The sequence below is a fragment of the Pseudomonas akapageensis genome, assembly GCF_011355085.1.
In the GTDB taxonomy this organism is placed as follows: Bacteria; Pseudomonadota; Gammaproteobacteria; order Pseudomonadales; family Pseudomonadaceae; genus Aquipseudomonas; species Aquipseudomonas akapageensis.
This window is the reverse complement of record NZ_VXCP01000013.1, coordinates 73,124-92,160: the sequence shown is the minus strand read 5'-3', so window position 1 is coordinate 92,160 and position 19,037 is coordinate 73,124. Positions and strand designations below refer to the sequence as shown.

At 62.0% G+C, this 19,037-nt stretch carries 18 protein-coding genes; 11 read left to right on the top strand and 7 right to left on the bottom strand.

The annotated features are described in order from the left end of the window. The first annotated feature begins 54 nt into the window (after window positions 1–54). Window positions 55–2,580 (top strand): ATP-dependent helicase HrpB, encoded by a 2,526-nt coding sequence (gene hrpB / locus F2S13_RS10520; RefSeq protein WP_166360415.1) that lies wholly within the window; start codon window positions 55–57, stop codon window positions 2,578–2,580. Between the two features lie 3 nt (window positions 2,581–2,583). Here hrpB and F2S13_RS10515 read toward each other — a convergent pair whose 3' ends face one another. After that, on the bottom strand, window positions 2,584–3,669 hold the full coding sequence (locus F2S13_RS10515; RefSeq protein ID WP_166360414.1) for an endonuclease/exonuclease/phosphatase family protein: 1,086 nt from the start codon (window positions 3,667–3,669) through the stop codon (window positions 2,584–2,586). A 50-nt stretch (window positions 3,670–3,719) separates the two neighbouring features. After that, window positions 3,720–4,391, bottom strand: coding sequence for a YciC family protein (locus F2S13_RS10510; RefSeq protein WP_166360413.1), 672 nt, complete (start codon window positions 4,389–4,391; stop codon window positions 3,720–3,722). Between the two features lie 198 nt (window positions 4,392–4,589). Here F2S13_RS10510 and F2S13_RS10505 point away from each other — a divergent pair, with 198 nt between their 5' ends. The 5 genes from F2S13_RS10505 (at window position 4,590) to rhlE1 (ending at window position 8,899) form a co-directional block, all read left to right on the top strand. After that, window positions 4,590–5,321, top strand: a complete 732-nt coding sequence (locus F2S13_RS10505) for a DUF2076 domain-containing protein (RefSeq protein WP_166360412.1) — start codon at window positions 4,590–4,592, stop codon at window positions 5,319–5,321. A 137-nt stretch (window positions 5,322–5,458) separates the two neighbouring features. Then, a complete protein-coding gene (locus F2S13_RS10500) occupies window positions 5,459–5,938 on the top strand; it encodes an NYN domain-containing protein (protein ID WP_166360411.1) in 480 nt (159 codons plus the stop codon). Window positions 5,939–5,962: 24 nt separating this feature from the next. After that, complete coding sequence (locus F2S13_RS10495; RefSeq protein ID WP_166360410.1) at window positions 5,963–6,571, top strand: 3'-5' exonuclease; 609 nt, start codon at window positions 5,963–5,965, stop codon at window positions 6,569–6,571. Between the two features lie 59 nt (window positions 6,572–6,630). Further along, the gene (gene yedA / locus F2S13_RS10490) at window positions 6,631–7,512 is read left to right on the top strand and encodes a drug/metabolite exporter YedA (protein ID WP_166360409.1); all 882 of its coding nucleotides are present in this window, start codon (window positions 6,631–6,633) and stop codon (window positions 7,510–7,512) included. 55 nt (window positions 7,513–7,567) lie between these two features. Beyond that, window positions 7,568–8,899 carry an RNA helicase RhlE1 gene (gene rhlE1, locus F2S13_RS10485; RefSeq protein ID WP_166360408.1) on the top strand — a complete coding sequence of 444 codons (1,332 nt, stop codon included), beginning with the start codon at window positions 7,568–7,570 and terminating at the stop codon, window positions 8,897–8,899. A gap of 83 nt (window positions 8,900–8,982) precedes the next feature. On the opposite strand, the gene F2S13_RS10480 is transcribed toward rhlE1, so the two are convergent. Together F2S13_RS10480 and F2S13_RS10475 are read right to left on the bottom strand one after the other, a co-directional pair. Continuing rightward, window positions 8,983–10,218 (bottom strand): TIGR03862 family flavoprotein, encoded by a 1,236-nt coding sequence (locus F2S13_RS10480; protein ID WP_166360407.1) that lies wholly within the window; start codon window positions 10,216–10,218, stop codon window positions 8,983–8,985. A 163-nt stretch (window positions 10,219–10,381) separates the two neighbouring features. Further along, the gene (locus tag F2S13_RS10475; RefSeq protein WP_166360406.1) at window positions 10,382–11,293 is read right to left on the bottom strand and encodes a histone deacetylase family protein; all 912 of its coding nucleotides are present in this window, start codon (window positions 11,291–11,293) and stop codon (window positions 10,382–10,384) included. A 98-nt stretch (window positions 11,294–11,391) separates the two neighbouring features. Between F2S13_RS10475 and F2S13_RS10470 the strand changes: the two genes are divergently transcribed. The 3 genes from F2S13_RS10470 to F2S13_RS10460 all read left to right on the top strand — a co-directional run bounded on the left by F2S13_RS10470 (window position 11,392) and on the right by F2S13_RS10460 (window position 13,533). After that, window positions 11,392–11,961: a GNAT family N-acetyltransferase gene (locus tag F2S13_RS10470; protein ID WP_166360405.1), complete on the top strand. Its 570-nt coding sequence runs from the start codon at window positions 11,392–11,394 to the stop codon at window positions 11,959–11,961. 115 nt (window positions 11,962–12,076) lie between these two features. Continuing rightward, a complete protein-coding gene (tesB, locus tag F2S13_RS10465; protein ID WP_166360404.1) occupies window positions 12,077–12,946 on the top strand; it encodes an acyl-CoA thioesterase II in 870 nt (289 codons plus the stop codon). Continuing rightward, entirely contained in the window at window positions 12,943–13,533 is a 591-nt protein-coding gene (locus tag F2S13_RS10460; RefSeq protein ID WP_166360403.1) for an HAD family hydrolase, read from the top strand. Before tesB ends, F2S13_RS10460 begins: the two co-directional genes overlap by 4 nt. Here the strand turns inward: F2S13_RS10460 and ypfJ are convergent, their stop codons facing one another. Next, window positions 13,534–14,424, bottom strand: a complete 891-nt coding sequence (gene ypfJ / locus F2S13_RS10455; RefSeq protein WP_166360402.1) for a KPN_02809 family neutral zinc metallopeptidase — start codon at window positions 14,422–14,424, stop codon at window positions 13,534–13,536. A 209-nt stretch (window positions 14,425–14,633) separates the two neighbouring features. Here ypfJ and pcaH point away from each other — a divergent pair, with 209 nt between their 5' ends. Continuing rightward, window positions 14,634–15,353: a protocatechuate 3,4-dioxygenase subunit beta gene (gene pcaH, locus F2S13_RS10450; RefSeq protein ID WP_166360401.1), complete on the top strand. Its 720-nt coding sequence runs from the start codon at window positions 14,634–14,636 to the stop codon at window positions 15,351–15,353. Between the two features lie 12 nt (window positions 15,354–15,365). After that, window positions 15,366–15,971: a protocatechuate 3,4-dioxygenase subunit alpha gene (pcaG, locus tag F2S13_RS10445; protein ID WP_166360400.1), complete on the top strand. Its 606-nt coding sequence runs from the start codon at window positions 15,366–15,368 to the stop codon at window positions 15,969–15,971. 92 nt (window positions 15,972–16,063) lie between these two features. On the opposite strand, the gene F2S13_RS10440 is transcribed toward pcaG, so the two are convergent. Together F2S13_RS10440 and F2S13_RS10435 are read right to left on the bottom strand one after the other, a co-directional pair. Further along, window positions 16,064–16,975 carry a WD40 repeat domain-containing protein gene (locus F2S13_RS10440; protein ID WP_166360399.1) on the bottom strand — a complete coding sequence of 304 codons (912 nt, stop codon included), beginning with the start codon at window positions 16,973–16,975 and terminating at the stop codon, window positions 16,064–16,066. Between the two features lie 311 nt (window positions 16,976–17,286). After that, window positions 17,287–18,993: an FAD-dependent oxidoreductase gene (locus tag F2S13_RS10435; protein ID WP_166360398.1), complete on the bottom strand. Its 1,707-nt coding sequence runs from the start codon at window positions 18,991–18,993 to the stop codon at window positions 17,287–17,289. Window positions 18,994–19,037: the final 44 nt, after the last annotated feature.

Below are 19,037 nucleotides of genomic sequence, written 5' to 3'. Positions count from 1 at the left end.
TGATAGGGCAGGCGCGGTTCGCCGTTATACTTGGCGGATTGTTTGAGGACTACCATGATTTCTTTGCCGATTGATGCCGTTCTACCTGCATTGCGCCAAGCCTTGGCCGAGCGTCATGAAACGGTGCTTGAAGCGCCCCCCGGCGCAGGCAAGACCACCCGCGTACCGCTCGCCCTGCTCGATGAGCCCTGGCTGGCCGGGCAATCCATTCTGATGCTCGAGCCGCGGCGGCTGGCGGCGCGTGCAGCGGCCGAGCGCCTGGCCAGCGAGTTGGGGGAAAAGGTCGGTGAAACCGTGGGCTACCGCATCCGTCTGGAGAGCAAGGTCGGCCCTGCCACGCGCATTGAAGTGGTCACCGAAGGGATCCTGACCCGGCGCCTGCAAGAAGACCCGGCGCTGGAAGGTGTCGGCCTGCTGATCTTCGACGAATTTCATGAGCGCAGCCTCGATGCCGACCTGGCGCTGGCCCTGACACTCAATGGTCGTGAACTGTTCCGTGACCAACAGCCGCTCAAAGTCCTGTTGATGTCGGCGACCCTGGAAGGCGAACGACTGTCGAGCCTGCTCGACGACGCGCCGGTGATCAGCAGTGAAGGGCGCATGTACCCGGTGACCCAGCGCTGGGGACGGCCGTTTCAGATTGGGGAATATATCGAGCCCCGTGTGATCGACTGTGTCTTGCAGGCGCTCGACGAAGAGCCTGGCAGCCTGCTGGTGTTCCTGCCCGGCCAGGCGGAAATCCGTCGGGTTCACCAACAACTGCTCGAATCCCTGGGCGAACGCTCCGATATTTTATTGTGCCCCTTGCATGGCGAGTTGGACCTGAGTGCCCAGCGCGCGGCCATCGAACCGGCTCCGCCAGGTACACGCAAAGTGGTGTTGGCCACCAATATCGCCGAGACCAGCCTGACCATCGATGGCGTGCGCGTGGTGATCGATGCAGGGCTGGCGCGGGTGCCACGGTTCGATCCGGGCAGCGGCATGACACGCCTGGACACCCAGCGGATCTCCCGCGCCAGTGCGACCCAGCGTGCCGGACGGGCAGGGCGCCTGGAGCCCGGGGTGTGTTATCGACTCTGGTCCGAAGCCCAGCACGAACAACTGGCCGCCTACGGCAGTGCCGAGATCCTCCAGGCCGATCTGGCCGGGTTGGCCCTGCAGCTCGCGCGTTGGGGCGTCACGCCGATGCAGCTGCGTTGGCTCGATGTGCCGCCGGCTGCGGCCTACGCCCAGGCACTGGACCTGTTGACGCGGTTGGGTGCCCTGACGCCCGGCGCGCACAACACATTGACGGCCCATGGCCAGGCCATGGCCGAGTTGCCGGCGCACCCGCGCATCGCTCATCTGTTGTTGCGAGGACAGGACCTGGGCCTGGCCAATATGGCCTGCGATGTCGCGGCATTGTTGGGTGAGCGCGATATCCTGCGGGGTGCTGGCGCCGATTTGCACAGTCGGCTGGCCTTGCTCAGCGGCGAAAGCCGTGCTGCCCGGGGCGGCCAGGGTGGCGTGCAGCGGGCCCGGCAATTGGCGCGGCAATACCGAGGGTATTTGCGCGGCAAGGCCACGGCGGCCGTCGCCGATCCCGATCACCCGCGCTGGCTCGGTGCCTTGCTGGCCCTGGCCTATCCAGACCGGGTGGCCCAGCAACGTGGCGCCGGTGGTGCCCAGTACCGGCTGGCCAATGGCCGAGCGGCACAGTTTGGCGACGTCGATGCCTTGATGAAAGAACCCTGGCTGGTGGTTGCCGACCTGGGCAGCCGGCAGGGCCAGCGCGAAGAGCGTATCTATCTGGCTGCCGAATTCGACCCGACACTGTTCGATGGCGTGTTGGCCGAACAGGTCAGTACCCTCGACCTGCTGGACTGGGACGAACGCGAAGGCGTGCTGCGCGCCGAGCGTCAGCGCAAGGTCGGCGAACTGGTCCTGAGCAGCGAACCCTTGACCGGTCTGGATGAGTCCGCCCGGACTCGGGCATTGCTCAACCTGGTGCGGCGCAAGGGGCTGGAGCTGCTGCCCTGGACGCCCGAGCTGCGCCAGTGGCAGGCACGGGTGACCTTGTTGCGTCAGCTCGACCTCAGCGCCGGACAGCACAGCGAGTGGCCGGATGTCAGTGATACGGCCTTGCTGGCGAGCCTGGAAGACTGGCTGCAGCCTTATCTGGGCAAGGTGACCCGGCTCAGTCATTTCGCTCAGCTGGACTTGTCTTCGATCCTGCGCAATCACTTGCCCTGGCCGCTGCCCCAGCGCCTGGACGAGTGGGCGCCGGCCCATCTGCTGGTGCCCTCGGGTTCGTCGATTCGCCTGGATTACAGTGAGCAGCCACCCATATTGGCAGTGCGCCTGCAGGAGCTGTTCGGCCTGGCCCAGACCCCGCGGATTGCCGGTGGGCGCCAGGAGGTCAAACTGCACCTGTTGTCGCCGGCGCGGCGTCCGGTGCAGGTCACCCAGGATCTGGCGAACTTCTGGCGGACCACCTACGCCGAGGTGAAGAAAGATCTCAAGGGGCGCTACCCCAAGCACTATTGGCCGGATGACCCCTTGGTGGCCGAAGCCACGGCACGCGCCAAGCCACGCAAGTAAGGCTCAGGGCGCAGCGGGCAGAAGGAACTGCGCCAGCAGCGGCAAGTGGTCGGAGATCTGCAAGGTGTCTTCCTGGCGAACTTCGGCGGCCACGCGCTTGATGCGCGGGCTATGGAACAGATAGTCGAGGGTCCGGTCCGGCGCTTTCAGCTCCGGATCATTGGGGAAGTGGGTGAACCAGTCGGCGCGATCGGCACCGCTGGCTTCGGCATTGCTCGGGATCATCGGGTACTTGTCCCAGAGCAGATGCAGCTCGCTGTCCTCCGCATAACGGCCGCGCTGCTCGGGTGCGAGCCGGCGATACTGGCCCAACGGCAACAGGTTGAAATCGCCGCCGACCAGCCAGGGCGTGCCCTGGCTTTCGAGCTTGTCCAGCAAGGCGGACAGGGTCTGGATCTGTTGCAGCTGGATATCGCGCCCCTGGGCATGTTTGTCCAGTTGGGTGTTGATGACCGTCAACTGACCACCGTCACGCAAGGGCAGGTAACTGCTGAGCAGCGCACGCTGAGGCTGGAACAGGTTGGTCAGCGGGTTGTTGTCTGGCCGGGGCAACTGCAAGCGTTCGGCCTGTTTGATCTGGTAGCGGCTGAGGGTCGCCAGGGTGCGTCCGACGCTGCCGAAAATGTGCAGGTTGGGAATGAACTCGGCTTTCCAGTCGTAGGCCTGGGCCGAGCAGGGATAGATGTCCACCACGCGCTCCAGGAGCAGGGCGAGCTGGTCTTCATAGTCACTGGCCTTGGCGCCATTATCGAGTTCCTGCAACAGGACGATATCCGGTTGCTCGGCGCGGATTACCCGGGCCGCTTCGTCGAGGTTGTAGGCGAGGTCTTCAGGGGTGGCGCGTTCATCCTGGCCGCGCCCATCGTCCAGGTCGTACCAGAACACGTAGCGCTTGCCGGCCAGGTGCTGGACGTTCCAGGTCATGACCTTGAGCGCCTGGCCTGGCACCAGCAGCGGCGCCTGGGTGCGGCAGGCGACCGGCACCGCTTCACGCTCTTCGGGGTGCCAGGTGAGATTCCAGGCCAGCAGCCAGAGCGAAACGGCGAGGATCAGAATGACCAGCAGGGTAGTGCGCAATAGTCGGGTCATCGGCTCGGCTTAGTGATGCACAATGCCCCGAGCATAGCCGACTAGAGCGGTCATTGTGCAGGGCTGCCTGCAACGGGTTCGGCAATCAGCATGAACAATCGAAACAACACCACGCTGGTGAACAATTGCAGGAAGCTGCTGACGCTGTCGAGCACCAGGGCCAGTGCAGGTGTCTGCGGCTCCGGGTAGACCATCATGCTCAGGCCATCGAGCAACCAGAGGGGCGCGAGCACGCTGAGTATGCACACCAGGATGCGCCAGAAATGCCCTTGGCTGAGCTGGAAACTCTCGCGCATGGCCGCCAGTGGCGTCAGGCCGCGCAGTACCAGCAGGTATTCGGCGAACACCAGCTTGATCATCACCCACATACCGGGCAGGACGAACAACGAGACGCCGAGCATGATCAGCAGCGTGCTCATGGCCGCCAGCAATGCGAAGGTCGGCCACAGGCGCAGGGCCGTGGCCAGCAGGTCGCGCTTCTGCGGCTCGTGGCCCCGGCTGCGGGCATCGAGAAAGAGGATCAGGGCTGCGGTATACAGGGGGTAGAACAGCAGGCCGACCAATACGTCGTAGGCCGGCGAGGTTTCGGCGCCGATGGCTTGATCGATCAGTTGCTTGCACACCGATTCGAGCACGACCAACGGCAGGCACAATTGAATGATGCTCGCCAGGTTGCGGCGAAAGAAATACAGGGAGTCACGCAAAACACTTAACGGGTTCATCGATCGATATCGTAGGCAAAGAGCAGGCCGACACTTTAGCCCATGCACCGAAGCGGTCCAACCGCAAGGGCCGATCGGGCATGACAAATGTTTCATGCGGTCTTGTGTTGAAAGCGCCGGGGGCACCCCCATTAACCTGTGCATATCCGGCGTATTGCAGCGCCGCCCCGGTTTTTCCCGGCAATCTGAGAGGTCGCCATGAACAGCGAAGAACAAACCCTGATCGATGGACTGTTTGCCCGGCTCAAGCAGGCAGAAACGGAATCGGCCCCGCGTGACGCCCAGGCCCAGGCGCGGATCATGGAGCATCTGGCCCAGCAACCGAGTGCGGCTTACTACATGGCCCAGGCAATCCTGGTGCAGGAAGCCGCACTCAAACGGCTCGACGAGCAAAACAAGCAGTTACAAAAAGACTTGAGCGAGGCCAGGGCCCAGGTGGCCGCGACAACACCGAGCAGCGGCGGTTTTCTTTCGAGCATCTTCGGCAGCGGTACCCGCGAGCCTCAGCCTGCCCCACGCCAGACGCCTGCCCCGGCCTCTTCGGGAGGCGGCTGGCGCGAGCCGTCCAACTCCTTCGCCAGCCAGTCCGGCGTAGCGCCGCAGCAGGGCTATGCACCAGCGCCTGCAGCCGCGGCACCGGCCAGGGCTGGCAGCAGTTTTCTCGGGGGAGCCCTGCAAACGGCAGCCGGCGTGGCAGGTGGCGTGATGCTGGCACAGGGCATCAGCAGCCTGTTCAACCATCACTCGCAACCTCAGGAAGTGGTCGAAGTCATCAAGGAAGAACCGAGCCCGGCCAGCGGCAATGGCTGGGGCAACGATGAACAGCGCCTCACCAGCAATGATTCGTATGGCAACGATCAAGGCGGGTTCATGGAGACCGGCTACAGCGATGATGGTGGCTTTTTCTCGGACGACGACTCCTACGTCTGATCCGTTTACCGACGTTCGGGTGCAGTTCCTGCACCCGATTTTCACAGTACAGACCTTGAGGCTGGCATACTGGGCGCCGAATCGGCCCTGAGTATCAGCGGCCAGCTGGAGCGCCTCGGCGCCAGAGAGGATGTGCGGTGAAAAAAATAGCAGTGTTCGCCGATGTACAAAACCTCTACTACACCGTGCGTCAGGCTTACGGCTGCCACTTCAATTACGCGGCCTTGTGGGCCGATATCAGTCAGCGCGGGCAGATAGTAGAGGCCTACGCTTATGCCATCGATCGCGGCGACAGCAAGCAGCAGCAATTCCAGCAGATCCTGCGCAACCTGGGCTTCACGGTCAAACTCAAGCCCTATATCCAGCGCAGCGATGGATCGGCCAAGGGCGATTGGGACGTGGGCATCACTATCGATATCATGGACGCCGCCGATCACGTCGATGAAGTGGTGCTGGCTTCCGGCGATGGCGATTTTGACCTCTTGCTCGAGCGCATCATAAGCAAGCATGGCGTTGAAGCGGTGGCCTATGGCGTTCCGGGCCTGACCGCCAACTCGCTGATTCGCGCTGCCACCCGCTATGTGCCGATTGAAGGCGCCTTGTTGTTGAAAAATTAAGTCTTTTTTTGAGGTTTTAGCCGTTTGGAACGTATTGCCGTCATCGACTTCGAGACCACCGGAATCTCCCCGGGCGCGCATTGCCGCGCCACTGAAATCGCCGTGGTCATGCTCGAGCAGGGGCGCATTGTCGAGCGCTACCAGAGCCTGATGAATGCCGGCGTGCCGGTGCCTGGCTTCGTCGCCAGTCTGACCGGTATCACCACCGCGATGGTGCGCAGCGCACCGCCCGTGGCCCAGGTCATGAATGAAGTGGCCGAGTTTGTCGGCGACACGCCCTTGCTGGCGCACAACGCCTCATTCGACCAGAAGTTCTGGGACTTCGAGCTGGCGCAGATCAAGCGCAGCCGCAGCCAGAGTTTTGCCTGTTCGATGCTGCTGGCGCGGCGGCTGATGCCCGGCGCACCGAATCACAAGCTCGGCACCCTGACCCGCTGGGCCAACCTGCCCGACACCGGCAAGGCGCACCGGGCCATGGCCGATGCCGAGATGGCCGCCAACCTGGCCCAGCACCTGGCTACCGAATTGCGCCAGACCCACGGCCTGGGCGCGGTCTCGCACCAGTTGCTGTGCAGCCTGCAAAAGGTGCCGGCAGCGAAGATCGGTGAAGCGCTCAAACGTCATCGCGGCTAAATTTTTCTTGCCGTCACCCGTTCTACACTACTGCCCCAATAAATTGCTCAGAGCTTTGCATGCCTCCCTCTCGTCGTTTTCCGCTGGTGTTGATCGGCGCCTTCCTTGCGTTGTACCTGGTCTGGGGTTCGACCTATCTGGTCATTCGCATCGGCGTCGAATCCTGGCCGCCGTTGCTGATGGCCGGGATCCGTTTCGTGATTGCCGGGACCCTGTTGTATGGCTTTTTGCGCTGGCGCGGCGTGCCGGCACCCACCTGGCCGCAGTGGAAGGCAGCGGGGATGATCGGTGTGCTGTTGCTCAGCTGCGGCAACGGCGGGGTGACGGTGGCCGAACATATCGGGGTCGCCTCGGGCGTGGCGGCATTGGCGGTGGCGACGGTGCCGTTGTTCACGCTGCTGTTCGGGCTGTTCTGGGGGCATCGCAATACCCGTCTGGAATGGGCCGGGATCGTGCTCGGGCTGGTCGGTATCGCCTTGCTCAACCTGGGCTCGAACCTGCAGTCCAGTCCACTGGGGGCCGCAATGATCCTGTTCGCCGCCGCATCCTGGGCCTTTGGCTCGATCTGGAGCAAACACCTGCCGTTGCCTCAGGGGCCCATGGCCAGCGCAGCGGAAATGCTCGTCGGTGGCGTCGCACTGTTGATCGGCAGTGGCCTGAGTGGCGAGCGCATGGTGCAGATGCCAACGGCGGCAGGCTGGGGCGCACTGGCGTATCTGGTGTTCTTCGGTTCGATCCTGGCCTTCAGTGCCTACGGGTACCTGCTGAAGAATGTGCGCCCGGCGGCAGCGACCAGCTACGCCTACGTGAACCCCGCCGTGGCGGTCTTGCTGGGTATCGTATTCGCCGGCGAGCAGATCGGCGTCGCGGAATGCCTGGCCATGGCGGTGATCATCGGTGCGGTGGTGTTGATCGGTCTGCCGCAATGGCGCAAGCAGTAAGAGCTGCGGACAAGGTAAACTGCGCGCATTGCTGAACTCCTTTGATGGTATTTCCATGACATTCGCCAAACTTGGCCTGATTGAACCCTTGCTGCGCGCCCTGCAAACCCTTGGCTACAACACGCCGACCCCGGTGCAGGCGCAAGCGATTCCGGCCGTGCTGGCCGGGCGCGATCTGATGGCGGCCGCGCAGACCGGCACCGGCAAGACCGCCGGCTTTGCCTTGCCGCTGTTGCAACGCCTGACGATGGAAGGGGCCAAGGTCGCCAGCAATTCGGTGCGTGCGCTGGTACTGGTGCCGACCCGCGAGCTGGCCGAACAGGTGCATGCCAATATCCAGGAATATGCCGAACACTTGCCGCTGAGCACTTACGCGGTCTATGGCGGCGTCAGCATCAATCCGCAGATGATGAAGCTGCGCAGGGGCGTCGACCTGCTGGTGGCGACCCCTGGGCGTCTGCTCGATCTGTACCGGCAGAACGCCGTGAAGTTTTCCCAGTTGCAGGCATTGGTGCTCGATGAGGCCGACCGCATGCTCGACCTGGGCTTTTCCGAAGAGCTGCGCGATATCTACGCCGCATTGCCCAAGCGGCGCCAGACCTTGCTGTTCTCCGCGACCTTCTCCGACCCGATTCGATTGCTGGCCGGGCAAATGCTCGATGATCCACTGAGTGTCGAAGTCAGCCCGCGCAACGAAGCGGCCAGTACCGTCAAGCAGTGGGTGGTGCCGGTCGACAAGAAACGCAAGCCCGAACTGTTCAGCCACCTGCTGCGCAAGCAACGCTGGAAACAGGTGCTGGTGTTCGCCAAGACCCGCAACGGGGTCGATCAACTGGTCGAACGCCTGCAAGGCCAGGGCGTGAATGCCGACGGTATCCATGGCGACAAGCCCCAGGCCACGCGCCAACGGGCGCTGGACAGTTTCAAGGCGCGCGAGACGCAGATCCTGGTGGCCACCGACGTGGCTGCGCGTGGTCTGGACATCGAAGACTTGCCACTGGTGGTCAATTTCGACCTGCCGATCGTGGCCGAGGACTACATCCACCGCATCGGTCGTACCGGCCGTGCAGGCTCGACCGGCGAAGCGATCTCACTGGTGTGTGCCGATGAAGTGCAATTGCTCTCGGCCATTGAAATGCTAACCCGCAAGACGTTGCCGCGTCACGAAGAGCCTGATTTCGTGCCGGAGCACCGGGTACCGCTGACCGATGCCACGGGCCAGGTGTTGAAGAAGCCGAAGAAGCCGAAGAAACCCAAGGAATCCGGCGGCAAGAAAAGCCTGGGACGGTGGATGGACAGCGGGGACACGGTGGCCGAGACGCCGGCGGTCAAGCCGGTGCGCAAGGTGCCGGTGTTCAATACGGGGCCGCGTAAGCGCAAGCCATAATTTTTGCGATTTTGCGACCGCGATGCGGTCGAGCGCAGCCTGCGGCAGCGGCTACGCCGACCGTGTCACGGCCGTAAAACGGCTCACCGCCGCAACCACTGCAAAACCCCCAACCCCGCCTTGCGCCCACTGGCAAAACACGCCGTCAGCAAATACCCCCCGGTCGGCGCCTCCCAATCCAGCATCTCCCCCGCACAAAACACCCCCGGCACCTGCTCGAGCATCAACCGTTCATCCAGCCCCTCGAACGCCACGCCTCCTGCCGTGCTGATTGCCTCGTCCAAAGGCCGCGGGCGTACCAGTGTCACCGGCAGCGCCTTGATCGCCCTGGCCAGTTGCTGCACATCGGCAAAGGTCTCTTTGCTGGTCAACTCACGCAACAAGGCTGCCTTCACCCCATCGAGTCCCAACTGATTGTGCAGGTGCTTGGCCATCGAACGTGAACCGCGTGGCTTGTTCAAGGCCGCTTCGATTTTATCCACAGGCTTGCCTGGCAATAGATCCAGGGCCAGCGTGGCGCTGCCGGTCAGGTTGATCTGCTCGCGTATCTGCGCCGACAGGGCATAGACCAGGCTGCCCTCCAACCCGCCAGACGTCAGCACGCATTCGCCCAGTCGTGGCGGCTGGTCCTTGAGGCTCAAGGCAATGTTCTTCAGCGGCGCGCCGGCAAACTTGTCGCGCAGCAAAGGGCTCCAGGCTTGTACTTCAAAGCCGCTGTTGGCCGGTTGCAACGGCTTCACGGCGACACCCTTTGCCTGCAACCAGGGCAGCCAGGCCGCGTCGGACCCCAGCCGTGCCCAACTGCCGCCGCCCAAGGCCAGCACCACAGCGTCGGCCTTGAGTGCCAACTCGCCCTGTGGATAAGCGATGCGCATTGAACCGTCGTCATTCCAGCCGAGCCAGCGATGGCGGGTGTGGATAACTACACCGGCATCGCGCAGGCGCTTGAGCCAGGCTCGCAGCAGCGGTGCAGCTTTCATGTCGGTGGGGAAGACCCTTCCGGAGCTGCCGACGAAGGTGTCGATGCCCAGGCCGTGAATCCACTGGCACAGGCGCTCGGCATCGAAGTCTTCGAGCAGGGGCGCAATTCGATCAGCCCGTTCGGCATAGCGGGAGACGAACGCCGGGTAGGCTTCGGAGTGGGTAATGTTCATGCCGCCCACGCCCGCCAGGAGGAACTTGCGTCCTACCGAAGGCATGCTGTCGTACAGGTCGACCTTCACCCCCGCAAGGCTCAGCACTTCTGCCGCCATCAGGCCGGCCGGGCCGCCACCAATGACAATCACGTGGGAAGAGCGGAGGGGTATGGTAGGGGTCATGGCGGGCTGCAAGTAGCGGAAATAAGCCGCCGATTGTACCTGAGGCGAATGCAGGAAGGCAGTGAGCAAAAAACGTACAGCACGCTGCAGGGCAGAGCCTGTAAGGCCTGAACGGGCTTTCGCTCAGGTTATCCACAGGCGGCTCCACAGCCAGTGTGGGTAACTACATGTTTTGCCACACCCGTTGGGCGCTGTGATGCAGGATCCCGTGGCGGCGGGCCAGGGCGACCCGGTCCTTGCTGTAACCCCCGCCAATCAACCCGACCACTGGAATATCCCGACCCAGGCAATGGCGCAGTACGCTTTCGTCGCGGGCGGCGACACCTGCGTCAGTCAATTGCAGGTAACCCAGGGCATCATCCTTGTGTACATCCACACCGGCGTCATACAGCACCAGATCAGGCTTATACAGCGGTAACAGATAGTTCAGGGCATCATCGACCACCTTGAGGTATTCGTGATCGCCCATGCCCCGGTGCAGAGGGATATCCCAATCGCTCTGCGCCTTGCGTGCCGGAAAATTCTGCTGGCAGTGCAGGGATACGGTAATGGCGTCCGGGGTGTTTTCCAGGATGCGTGCGGTGCCATCGCCCTGGTGAACGTCACAGTCGAAGATCAGCACCCGACTGACCCGGCCGCTTTCCAGCAAGTAACGACTGATCACCGCCAGGTCGTTGAAAATGCAAAAACCGGCCGGGTGGTCATAATGAGCATGATGGGTGCCGCCCGCCAGGTGGCAGGCCAGCCCGTGCTTCAATGCCTGTTCGGCCGCCAGCAGCGAACCGCCAACGGCGCGCACGGTGCGCCGGGCCAGGGCTTCGCTCCAGGGCAGGCCAAGGCGGCGCTGGTCTTCGCGTGCCAGCTCGCCGTTCATGTAGCGGGCGATGTAGGCCGGGTCATGGGCCAGGGCAAGGATGTCGACGGGGCAGATTTCCGGGCGCAGCAGTGCCTGCTCGGTGGTCAGTCCGCTGTCAATCAGGTGATCGTGCAACAGACGGAATTTGTCCATCGGGAAGCGGTGTTCGGCAGGAAACGCCGGACTGTAGTCGTCGTGGTAGATCAGTGGCAGCGGCATGGAAGTTACAAAGCGGGACCCGGATCTGAATCTTGCCAGTTGCTGCCCTTTGCAGGCCAGCGCTTACACTCAATTGAGATCGACGGAGGACCTTGAGCATGAACCCGATTCTTGAGCTCGAAAGCGCCCGCTTGCTGCTTCGCCAGTGGCACGACGATGACCTGACCGAGTTTGCCGCGCTCTGCGCCGACCCCCAGGTGATGCGTTATTTTCCAGCCCCCCTGACTCGGCTGGAATGTGCGGCATTAATGGGGCGAATACGCGGGCATTTTGCTGAATACGGTTTCGGACTGTGGGCGCTGGAGCGCAATGACACCGGCGCCTTCATCGGTTTTACCGGTCTGCTCAACGTCGGCTTCGATGCCGCCTTCACGCCGGCGGTGGAGATTGGCTGGCGCCTGGCCCGGCGGCATTGGGGGCAGGGCTTTGCCAGCGAGGCCGCGTGGACCTCTCTACGTTGCGCCTTTGGTCAGTTGGGGCTGGAAGAGGTCGTGTCATTTACCACCTGGAGCAACCTGCCTTCGCAGAAAGTCATGCAGGCCATCGGCATGCAGCGCGACTTTGCCGGTGACTTCGATCATCCCCGGCTGCCCGCCCACGATCCTCTCAGGCCCCATGTGTTGTACCGGATCAACCGGGCGCAATGGCTGGAGACCTTGCATGGCTGAAAGTCAAAAGGCTGTATGATTTCACCCAAGGTCGCGCAGGAGGGGAGTGGCGCTTGAGCGATGCTCGCGCTGCATGCCCTGGTGACCACCGTATCCATGCTTAGGAGAATCTTGAATGAGCCACGTGTTGGACGATCTGGTCGATTTGCTGAGCCTGGAACCGATCGAGGAAAACCTGTTTCGCGGGCGCAGCCAGGACCTGGGGTTTCGCCAGTTGTACGGCGGCCAGGTGTTGGGACAATCGCTGTCGGCTGCCAGCCAGACGGTAGAAGACAACCGTCATGTGCATTCGCTGCATGGCTATTTCCTGCGTCCGGGTGACGCCAGCCTGCCGGTGGTGTACCAGGTTGACCGGGTTCGCGATGGCGGCAGCTTCAGCACACGTCGGGTGACGGCGGTGCAGAAGGGCCAGACGATCTTTACCTGCAGTGCATCCTTTCAGTACGACGAGGAAGGTTTCGAGCACCAGGGCCAGATGCCTCAGGTCGTCGGACCGGAGAACCTTCCCTCGGAACTGGAACTGTTCGAAAAGATCGCCGACCAGATGCCCGAGCACCTGCGTGAAAAGTTGCTGTGCGCCAAGCCGATCGAAGTGCGCCCGGTGACCGAGAAAGACCCTTACAACCCGGTGGCCGGTGATCCAATCAAGTACGCCTGGTTTCGCGCCGACGGTTTGCTGGCCGACTCGCCGGCGCTGCACAAGTACATCCTCGCCTATGCCTCGGACTTCGGCCTGTTGACCACCTCGCTGCTGCCCCACGGCAAATCGGTGTGGCACAAGGATATGCAGATCGCCAGCCTCGACCACGCGCTGTGGTTCCATAACGACCTGCGCGCCGACGATTGGCTGCTGTATGCCATGGACAGCCCATGGGCCGGCAATGCTCGCGGTTTCTGCCGTGGCAGCATCTACAACCGCGCCGGTCAGCTGGTGGCTTCCTCGGCCCAGGAAGGCTTGATCCGTCATCGCAAGGACTGGGCATGAGCCTGACCGACATTCGCCACTGGGTGTTCGACATGGACGGCACCCTGACGGTGGCCGTGCATGATTTTGCCGCGATCCGCGAGGCGCTGGGCATTCCGCCCGAGCACGACATCCTCACCCACCTGGCGGCGCTGCCGGCGGATGTGGCAGCGGCCAAGCACGCCTGGTTGCTGGAGCATGAGCGCGACCTGGCGGTGGCCTCGCGACCTGCGGTCGGGGCTGTGGAGTTGGTGCGTGAATTGGCCGGCCGCGGCTGCCGCCTTGGCATTCTCACGCGCAATGCGCGGGAGTTGGCGCATATCACCCTGGAGGCCATCGGCATTGCCGACTGCTTTGCCGCCGCCGATGTGCTGGGCCGTGATGAAGCGCCGCCCAAGCCCCATCCGGGTGGTCTGCTGAAGCTGGCCCAGGCCTGGGAGGTTCCGACCAGCTCCATGGTGATGGTCGGCGACTATCGCTTCGACCTGGACTGTGGGCGTGCCGCCGGTACTCACACCGTGCTGGTCAACCTGCCGGACAATCCCTGGCCAGAACTGACCGATTGGCACGCCGCCGATTGCCGAGCCTTGTCACGCCTGCTGGGCTGATTACAGGGTTGCGGCCCCAAAGGTATCGCACTGGGTGACCTGACCCTGGGCGAAACCGGTCTTGAACCAGCGCACACGCTGGGCCGAGGTGCCGTGAGTAAATGAATCGGGTACCACGCGACCGCGACCCTGCTGCTGCAAGCGGTCATCGCCGATGGCGTTGGCCGCATTCAAGGCTTCCTCGACATCGCCGGGTTCCAGCCAGTTGAGACGTTTCTGCGCCTGGTAGGCCCAGACGCCCGCCAGGCAGTCCGCCTGCAGCTCCTGACGTACCAGCAAGCCATTGTCGCCTTCCATGCGTTCACCGCGCTGGCGCGCGGACTGGACCCGGGCCGAGACGCCGAGCAGGGTCTGCACGTGATGACCGACTTCATGGGCAATCACGTAGGCCTGGGCAAAATCGCCGGCTGCCTTGAAACGTTGCTCCATCTCCTGGAAGAACTCCATGTCCAGATACACCACCTGGTCGGCCGGGCAGTAGAAGGGGCCGGTGGCCGAGGTGGCGAACCCACAGGCGGAGTTCACCTGCCCGCTGAAGAGTTTGAGGATCGGGTCCTTGTACTGCTTGCCGCCTTGCTGAAAGATCTGCCGCCAGGTGTCTTCGGTGTCACCCAGGATGCTGCGCACGAATTCGGCCTGTTCATCATTGGCCGGCGGCGGCTTGCCCGGGCCGCTATCGACCGGTGCCGTCTGCTGGCCCATCTGGCCGGTCAATTGGCCGAGGATCTGCATCGGGTCTTGCCCTGTCAGCAGGCCGATGCCGACGATCACCACCACGGCGGTCAGGCTCAAACCCTTGCCGCCCATGCGCATGCCGCCGCCACCGCCCATACCGCCATCGCCGCGAACGTCTTCCACGTTGTCGCTGCGTCTGCCTTTCTTCCAAAGCATGGAGGATTCCTCTTGGGTCCTTGTTTCGAGTACGGCCTGAAGCTAAAGGGTAGTCCATGGCCATTGGATGTGTCGGAGCGCTGGAGTTGGATAACCATATGGTTATGAATGAAGGGCTTCTTTTCAGTATTCGATCAGCGCCGATTGCCAGACACTGATCTCACCCCGCCTGGAAAGGCCCTCCAAAAATCCAATAACAGGAGAACGACATGTCTTCAGCAGACACCAGTCGCTTCATCATCCGTGATCGGAACTGGCATCCCAAAGCCTTGACTCCCGACTACAAGACGTCCATCGCCCGTTCCCCGCGCCAGGCACTGGTCAGCATCCCGCAATCTGCCAGCGAAACCACCGGCCCGGATTTCTCGCACCTGAAATTCGGCCAGCATGACAATGACCTGCTGTTGAACTTCAACAATGGCGGCTTGCCGATCGGCGAACGCATCATCGTTGCGGGCCGCGTCTGCGATCAGTACGGCAAGCCGATCCCGCATACCCTTGTGGAAATGTGGCAAGCCAACGCCGGTGGCCGCTACCGCCACAAGAACGACCGTTACCTGGCACCGCTGGACCCGAACTTCGGCGGCGTCGGTCGCGCCCTGACCGACAGCGAGGGCTACTACAGCTTCCGCACCATCAAGCCGGGACCGTACCCATGGCGTAATGGCCCGAACGACTGGCGTCCGGCGCACATTCATTTCTCGATCAGCGGCCCGTCGATCTCGACCCGCCTGATTACCCAGCTGTATTTCGAAGGCGACCCGCTGATTCCGATGTGCCCGATCGTCAAATCGATCGCCAACCCCGAAGCGGTGCAGAGCCTTATCGCCAAGCTCGACATGGGCAATGCCAATCCTATGGATTGTCTGGCCTATCGCTTCGACATCATCCTGCGCGGCCAGCGCAAGACTCACTTCGAAAACTGCTGAGGAGCAACGCCAATGCCTATTGAATTGCTGCCTGAAACCCCCTCGCAGACTGCCGGCCCCTACGTCCACATCGGCCTGGCGCTGGAAGCCGCCGGTAACCCGACCCGCGATGCGGAAATCTGGAACCAGATGGCCAAGCCGGGCGCGCCGGGGGAGCACATCCTGGTGTTCGGCAACGTGTACGACGGCAACGGCCATCTGGTGCGCGATTCCTTCCTGGAGTTCTGGCAAGCCGACCATGCTGGCCGCTACGACAGCGACTACAACCTGGAAAAGCCGTTCAACAGCTTCGGCCGCACCGCGACCACCTTCGACGCTGGCGAGTGGACCCTGCAAACCATCAAGCCGGGCGTCGTGAACAACGCCGCCGGCGTGCCGATGGCACCGCATATCAACGTGACCCTGTTCGCTCGCGGCATCAACATCCACCTGCAGACGCGGTTGTACTTCGATGATGAAGGTGAGGCCAATGCCAAGTGCCCGGTGCTGAACCTGATCGAACAACCCCAGCGCCGCGAGACGTTGGTGGCCCGGCGGTGCGAAGTGAATGGCAAGCTGGCTTATCAGTTTGATATCCGGATTCAGGGGGAAGGCGAGACGGTGTTTTTCGATTTCTGAGTTCTCACCCAGCAACGCAATGTAATGGAAGCAGGCCCTCAGGTTCTTGACCTTTGGGCCTGTTTTTTCCTGTGCGGCGTATCTATTGCCGACTAAACAATTGAGGGGAGGGGAATGATCTCGACAGCCTCTGGAAGACCGACAGCGATAAAACCACCGTCTGGGCTAATCGCGCACTGCCAGGGCTGGGTCCCTGAGGTAATACGAATGCTATCGACGATTTCATAGTGGCGGGTATCTATGATCTTTATCTCACGGTCGTTCCTGTCACATACATAGGCATTCAAGCCATCGGTGCTGAACGCGAAATCAGTTGGTAAGTTAAAGCCTTCGACAGTAGTTGTTTCGTAAGTAAGTGTGTTGATAACCTGGACATTGTTCGGGGTTACGCCTGCAATGTAAACTGCGCTCCCGTCTGGAGTGATCGCAACACCGAGTACGTTAGGGCGGGCGGCAATGGATTTGACCACCTTTTGATTTTCAATATCAACGACCGAGAGATGTCCGTTGCCGATAATATAGGCCAAGTTGCTATCCGGGCTCAGCGCGACGTACTCCGAGGCGTGCTGTACCGCAATCGTGGCGATCACCAATTGTGTGGCAGGATCGATGATGGCGACCGAGGACATGCTGTGGGGGCCCAGACAGGCTACGACGCGTTGACCGTTTGGAGAGATTGCAACGCGACGTACAAGGGCGTCAAAAGGAATACGAGTTTCCACCGTATTCGTGAGGGTGTTGAGAATTGCGATCTCTTTTTGCGCACCTATATAGACATGACGACCATTTGCCGATACAGCTAAACTGTTGATTTCGTCGTTGACATCAATAATTTGCTCCACCTTGCCGTTTGCTACATTCGCAATGTTGAGGGACTTACTGCCTGCTGCATATATTCTGGCGCCATCTGGGCTGTAGGCAATTTGACGGATAGTGCCCTCGAATCGAATGATTTGGTTTGCGCGAGTTGTGGAGTCTTGTGGAGTAAACTTGTCGATTTTCATGGTATGTATCCCTTCATTTTCAGCTGTCCTTACAATCAGGCAGGTTTACCTGACTGCGAGCGGTGACTGTATGTCAATCGACGTTGGCTCGGTAACTATCAGAACTAAGGGTTGTCGCGAAGTGGGGATGGGTGTATCAGGGCCAAATCGAAAGAATAAGGAGATGAGCAGCCGACCTGATTAGTGGACGAAGGCGAGAAAGTACCAGGACATGCTCGTGTGGCACCGGCGATTCGGCCAACGCTTTGCCTACGGCAGCTTTGTTGTTGTATCCAGCCGCCGTGTCGAAGTGCCGGTCACTCAGTGATGGGTTATTCGTAGGCGGTGACACCGGCGATATGGCGCCCGGCGATGTAGCCGAAGGTCGCGGCTGGACCAAGATTGATGCCGCCGGCCGGGTAATGGCCGCCCATGATGCTGGCCATGTCGGTGCCGACGGCGTAGAGCCCCTCGATCGGCCGCTCTTTGTCATCCACTACCTGGGCGTGCTCATTGGTCTTGAGCCCGGCGAAGGTGCCGAAGCAGCCCGGTTCGACTTTGACGGCATAGAACGGCCCCTGTTCGATGGGCGCGACGCACGGGTTCGGGCCATGCAGCGCGTCACCCTGCTTGCGGTTGTAAGGGGTCGAGCCGCGACCGAACTCAGGGTCTTCGCCCAGGCGGGCATGGCGGTTGTACTCGGCAACGGTCTTGCTCAGCCCGAACGGATCGATGCCGCAGGCGCTGGCCAGCGCTTCGATGGTCTCGCCGGTCTTCAGGTAACCGGAGCGAATGAAGGGGGCGACGGGCAGCGGGAAGGGGCGGGAAATGCCCAGGCCGTAGCGACGCTGGAACCTGTGGCTGCAAATCAGCCAGGATGCCACTTCATCGCCCGGTGCAGCGGCGACCATGGCCGCGACGTAGTCGTAGTAACCATTGGCTTCGTTGACGAAGCGTTTGCCATTGGCCAGTACGCCGATGATGCCGGGTTTGCCGCGTTCGATGATGTGCGGAAAGTGGCCATGGCTGCCATCGTTGTAAGGCACCTTCGACACCGGTGCCCAGGCGACCGGTGAGACAAGATCATCGGCGACCCTGCCACCGACGCTTTCGCCCAGGCGCAGGCCATCGCCGCTGACAGCCAAGGGCGGCAGGGCCAGGTGTTCATGGCCGGTGGGCGTACGCGGGAACATCGCCTTGCGTCGTTCGATGTCATTGGCAAAGCCACCCGCGGCCAGCACCACGGCCTTGCGCGCCTTGATCGTGATCAAGCCGCGCGCGGTTTCGATTTCGGCACCCGTCACTCGGTCGTTTTCATGGATCAGGCGTTTGGCCGGCGCCGATTCCCACAGCAGAACGCCCAGGTCTTCGGCCGATTTGGCCAGACGGGCGACCAGTGCGACACCATTGACCAGATGCAGGGCGCGGCCCTTGAGCGCCAGGTCGTACAGGTGCTTGCCAAAACGCTTGGTTACATGAAGGAAGGAGCGCCAGGAGCGGGTCAGGGTCAGGAAGGCCGTCAGGTCCTGGCCGGCCATGATCGGCATGCCCATGAAGGAGGTCTCGCGCAGGGTCTTGCGCAAGCGCCCGAGCAATTTGCCGAGCTTGCGGGCGTTGTACGGCGCGGCGATGACCGAACGCCCACCGGTGCCGGCGCCTGGCGTGTCGCCATGGATGTCGGCGATGGCATTGCCGTCGGCAAACTGCAATGCCGTATGCTTTTCGAAAAACGACACCATGTTCGGCGCGGCTTCGAGGAAAGCGTCGATCATGGCCGGATTGAACTGCGCGCCCAGTTCATGTTCAAGGTAGGTACGCGGCAGCGAGCGATCTTCGACGATTCCGGCGCGCCGGGCCAGTGGATTGCACGGCACCCACATCCAGCCGCCGGACCAGGCTGTGGCACCGCCAAACACGGGGTCCTTTTCCACGACTATGACCTTTTGCCCATGCCACGCAGTTGTCACTGCCGCCGACAAGCCTGCCGCTCCCGAGCCAATGACCAGGACATCGCAGTCCACTGTGTTTGTGCACGGCATGGAATGAACCTCACAATAGTTTTGTAATAATGGAACTAGATTCT

Coding starts and splice junctions, on each gene's coding strand:
- F2S13_RS10475 (WP_166360406.1), bottom strand. CDS start 11,293: ATGCCGCTGCCACTGATCTACCACGACGACTACAGTCCGGCGTTTCCT.
- pcaH (WP_166360401.1), top strand. CDS start 14,634: ATGTCTTCAGCAGACACCAGTCGCTTCATCATCCGTGATCGGAACTGG.
- hrpB (WP_166360415.1), top strand. CDS start 55: ATGATTTCTTTGCCGATTGATGCCGTTCTACCTGCATTGCGCCAAGCC.
- yedA (WP_166360409.1), top strand. CDS start 6,631: ATGCCTCCCTCTCGTCGTTTTCCGCTGGTGTTGATCGGCGCCTTCCTT.
- F2S13_RS10515 (WP_166360414.1), bottom strand. CDS start 3,669: ATGACCCGACTATTGCGCACTACCCTGCTGGTCATTCTGATCCTCGCC.
- ypfJ (WP_166360402.1), bottom strand. CDS start 14,424: ATGCTTTGGAAGAAAGGCAGACGCAGCGACAACGTGGAAGACGTTCGC.
- F2S13_RS10460 (WP_166360403.1), top strand. CDS start 12,943: ATGAGCCTGACCGACATTCGCCACTGGGTGTTCGACATGGACGGCACC.
- pcaG (WP_166360400.1), top strand. CDS start 15,366: ATGCCTATTGAATTGCTGCCTGAAACCCCCTCGCAGACTGCCGGCCCC.
- F2S13_RS10435 (WP_166360398.1), bottom strand. CDS start 18,993: ATGCCGTGCACAAACACAGTGGACTGCGATGTCCTGGTCATTGGCTCG.
- F2S13_RS10480 (WP_166360407.1), bottom strand. CDS start 10,218: ATGACCCCTACCATACCCCTCCGCTCTTCCCACGTGATTGTCATTGGT.
- tesB (WP_166360404.1), top strand. CDS start 12,077: ATGAGCCACGTGTTGGACGATCTGGTCGATTTGCTGAGCCTGGAACCG.
- rhlE1 (WP_166360408.1), top strand. CDS start 7,568: ATGACATTCGCCAAACTTGGCCTGATTGAACCCTTGCTGCGCGCCCTG.
- F2S13_RS10440 (WP_166360399.1), bottom strand. CDS start 16,975: ATGAAAATCGACAAGTTTACTCCACAAGACTCCACAACTCGCGCAAAC.
- F2S13_RS10505 (WP_166360412.1), top strand. CDS start 4,590: ATGAACAGCGAAGAACAAACCCTGATCGATGGACTGTTTGCCCGGCTC.
- F2S13_RS10510 (WP_166360413.1), bottom strand. CDS start 4,391: ATGAACCCGTTAAGTGTTTTGCGTGACTCCCTGTATTTCTTTCGCCGC.
- F2S13_RS10470 (WP_166360405.1), top strand. CDS start 11,392: ATGAACCCGATTCTTGAGCTCGAAAGCGCCCGCTTGCTGCTTCGCCAG.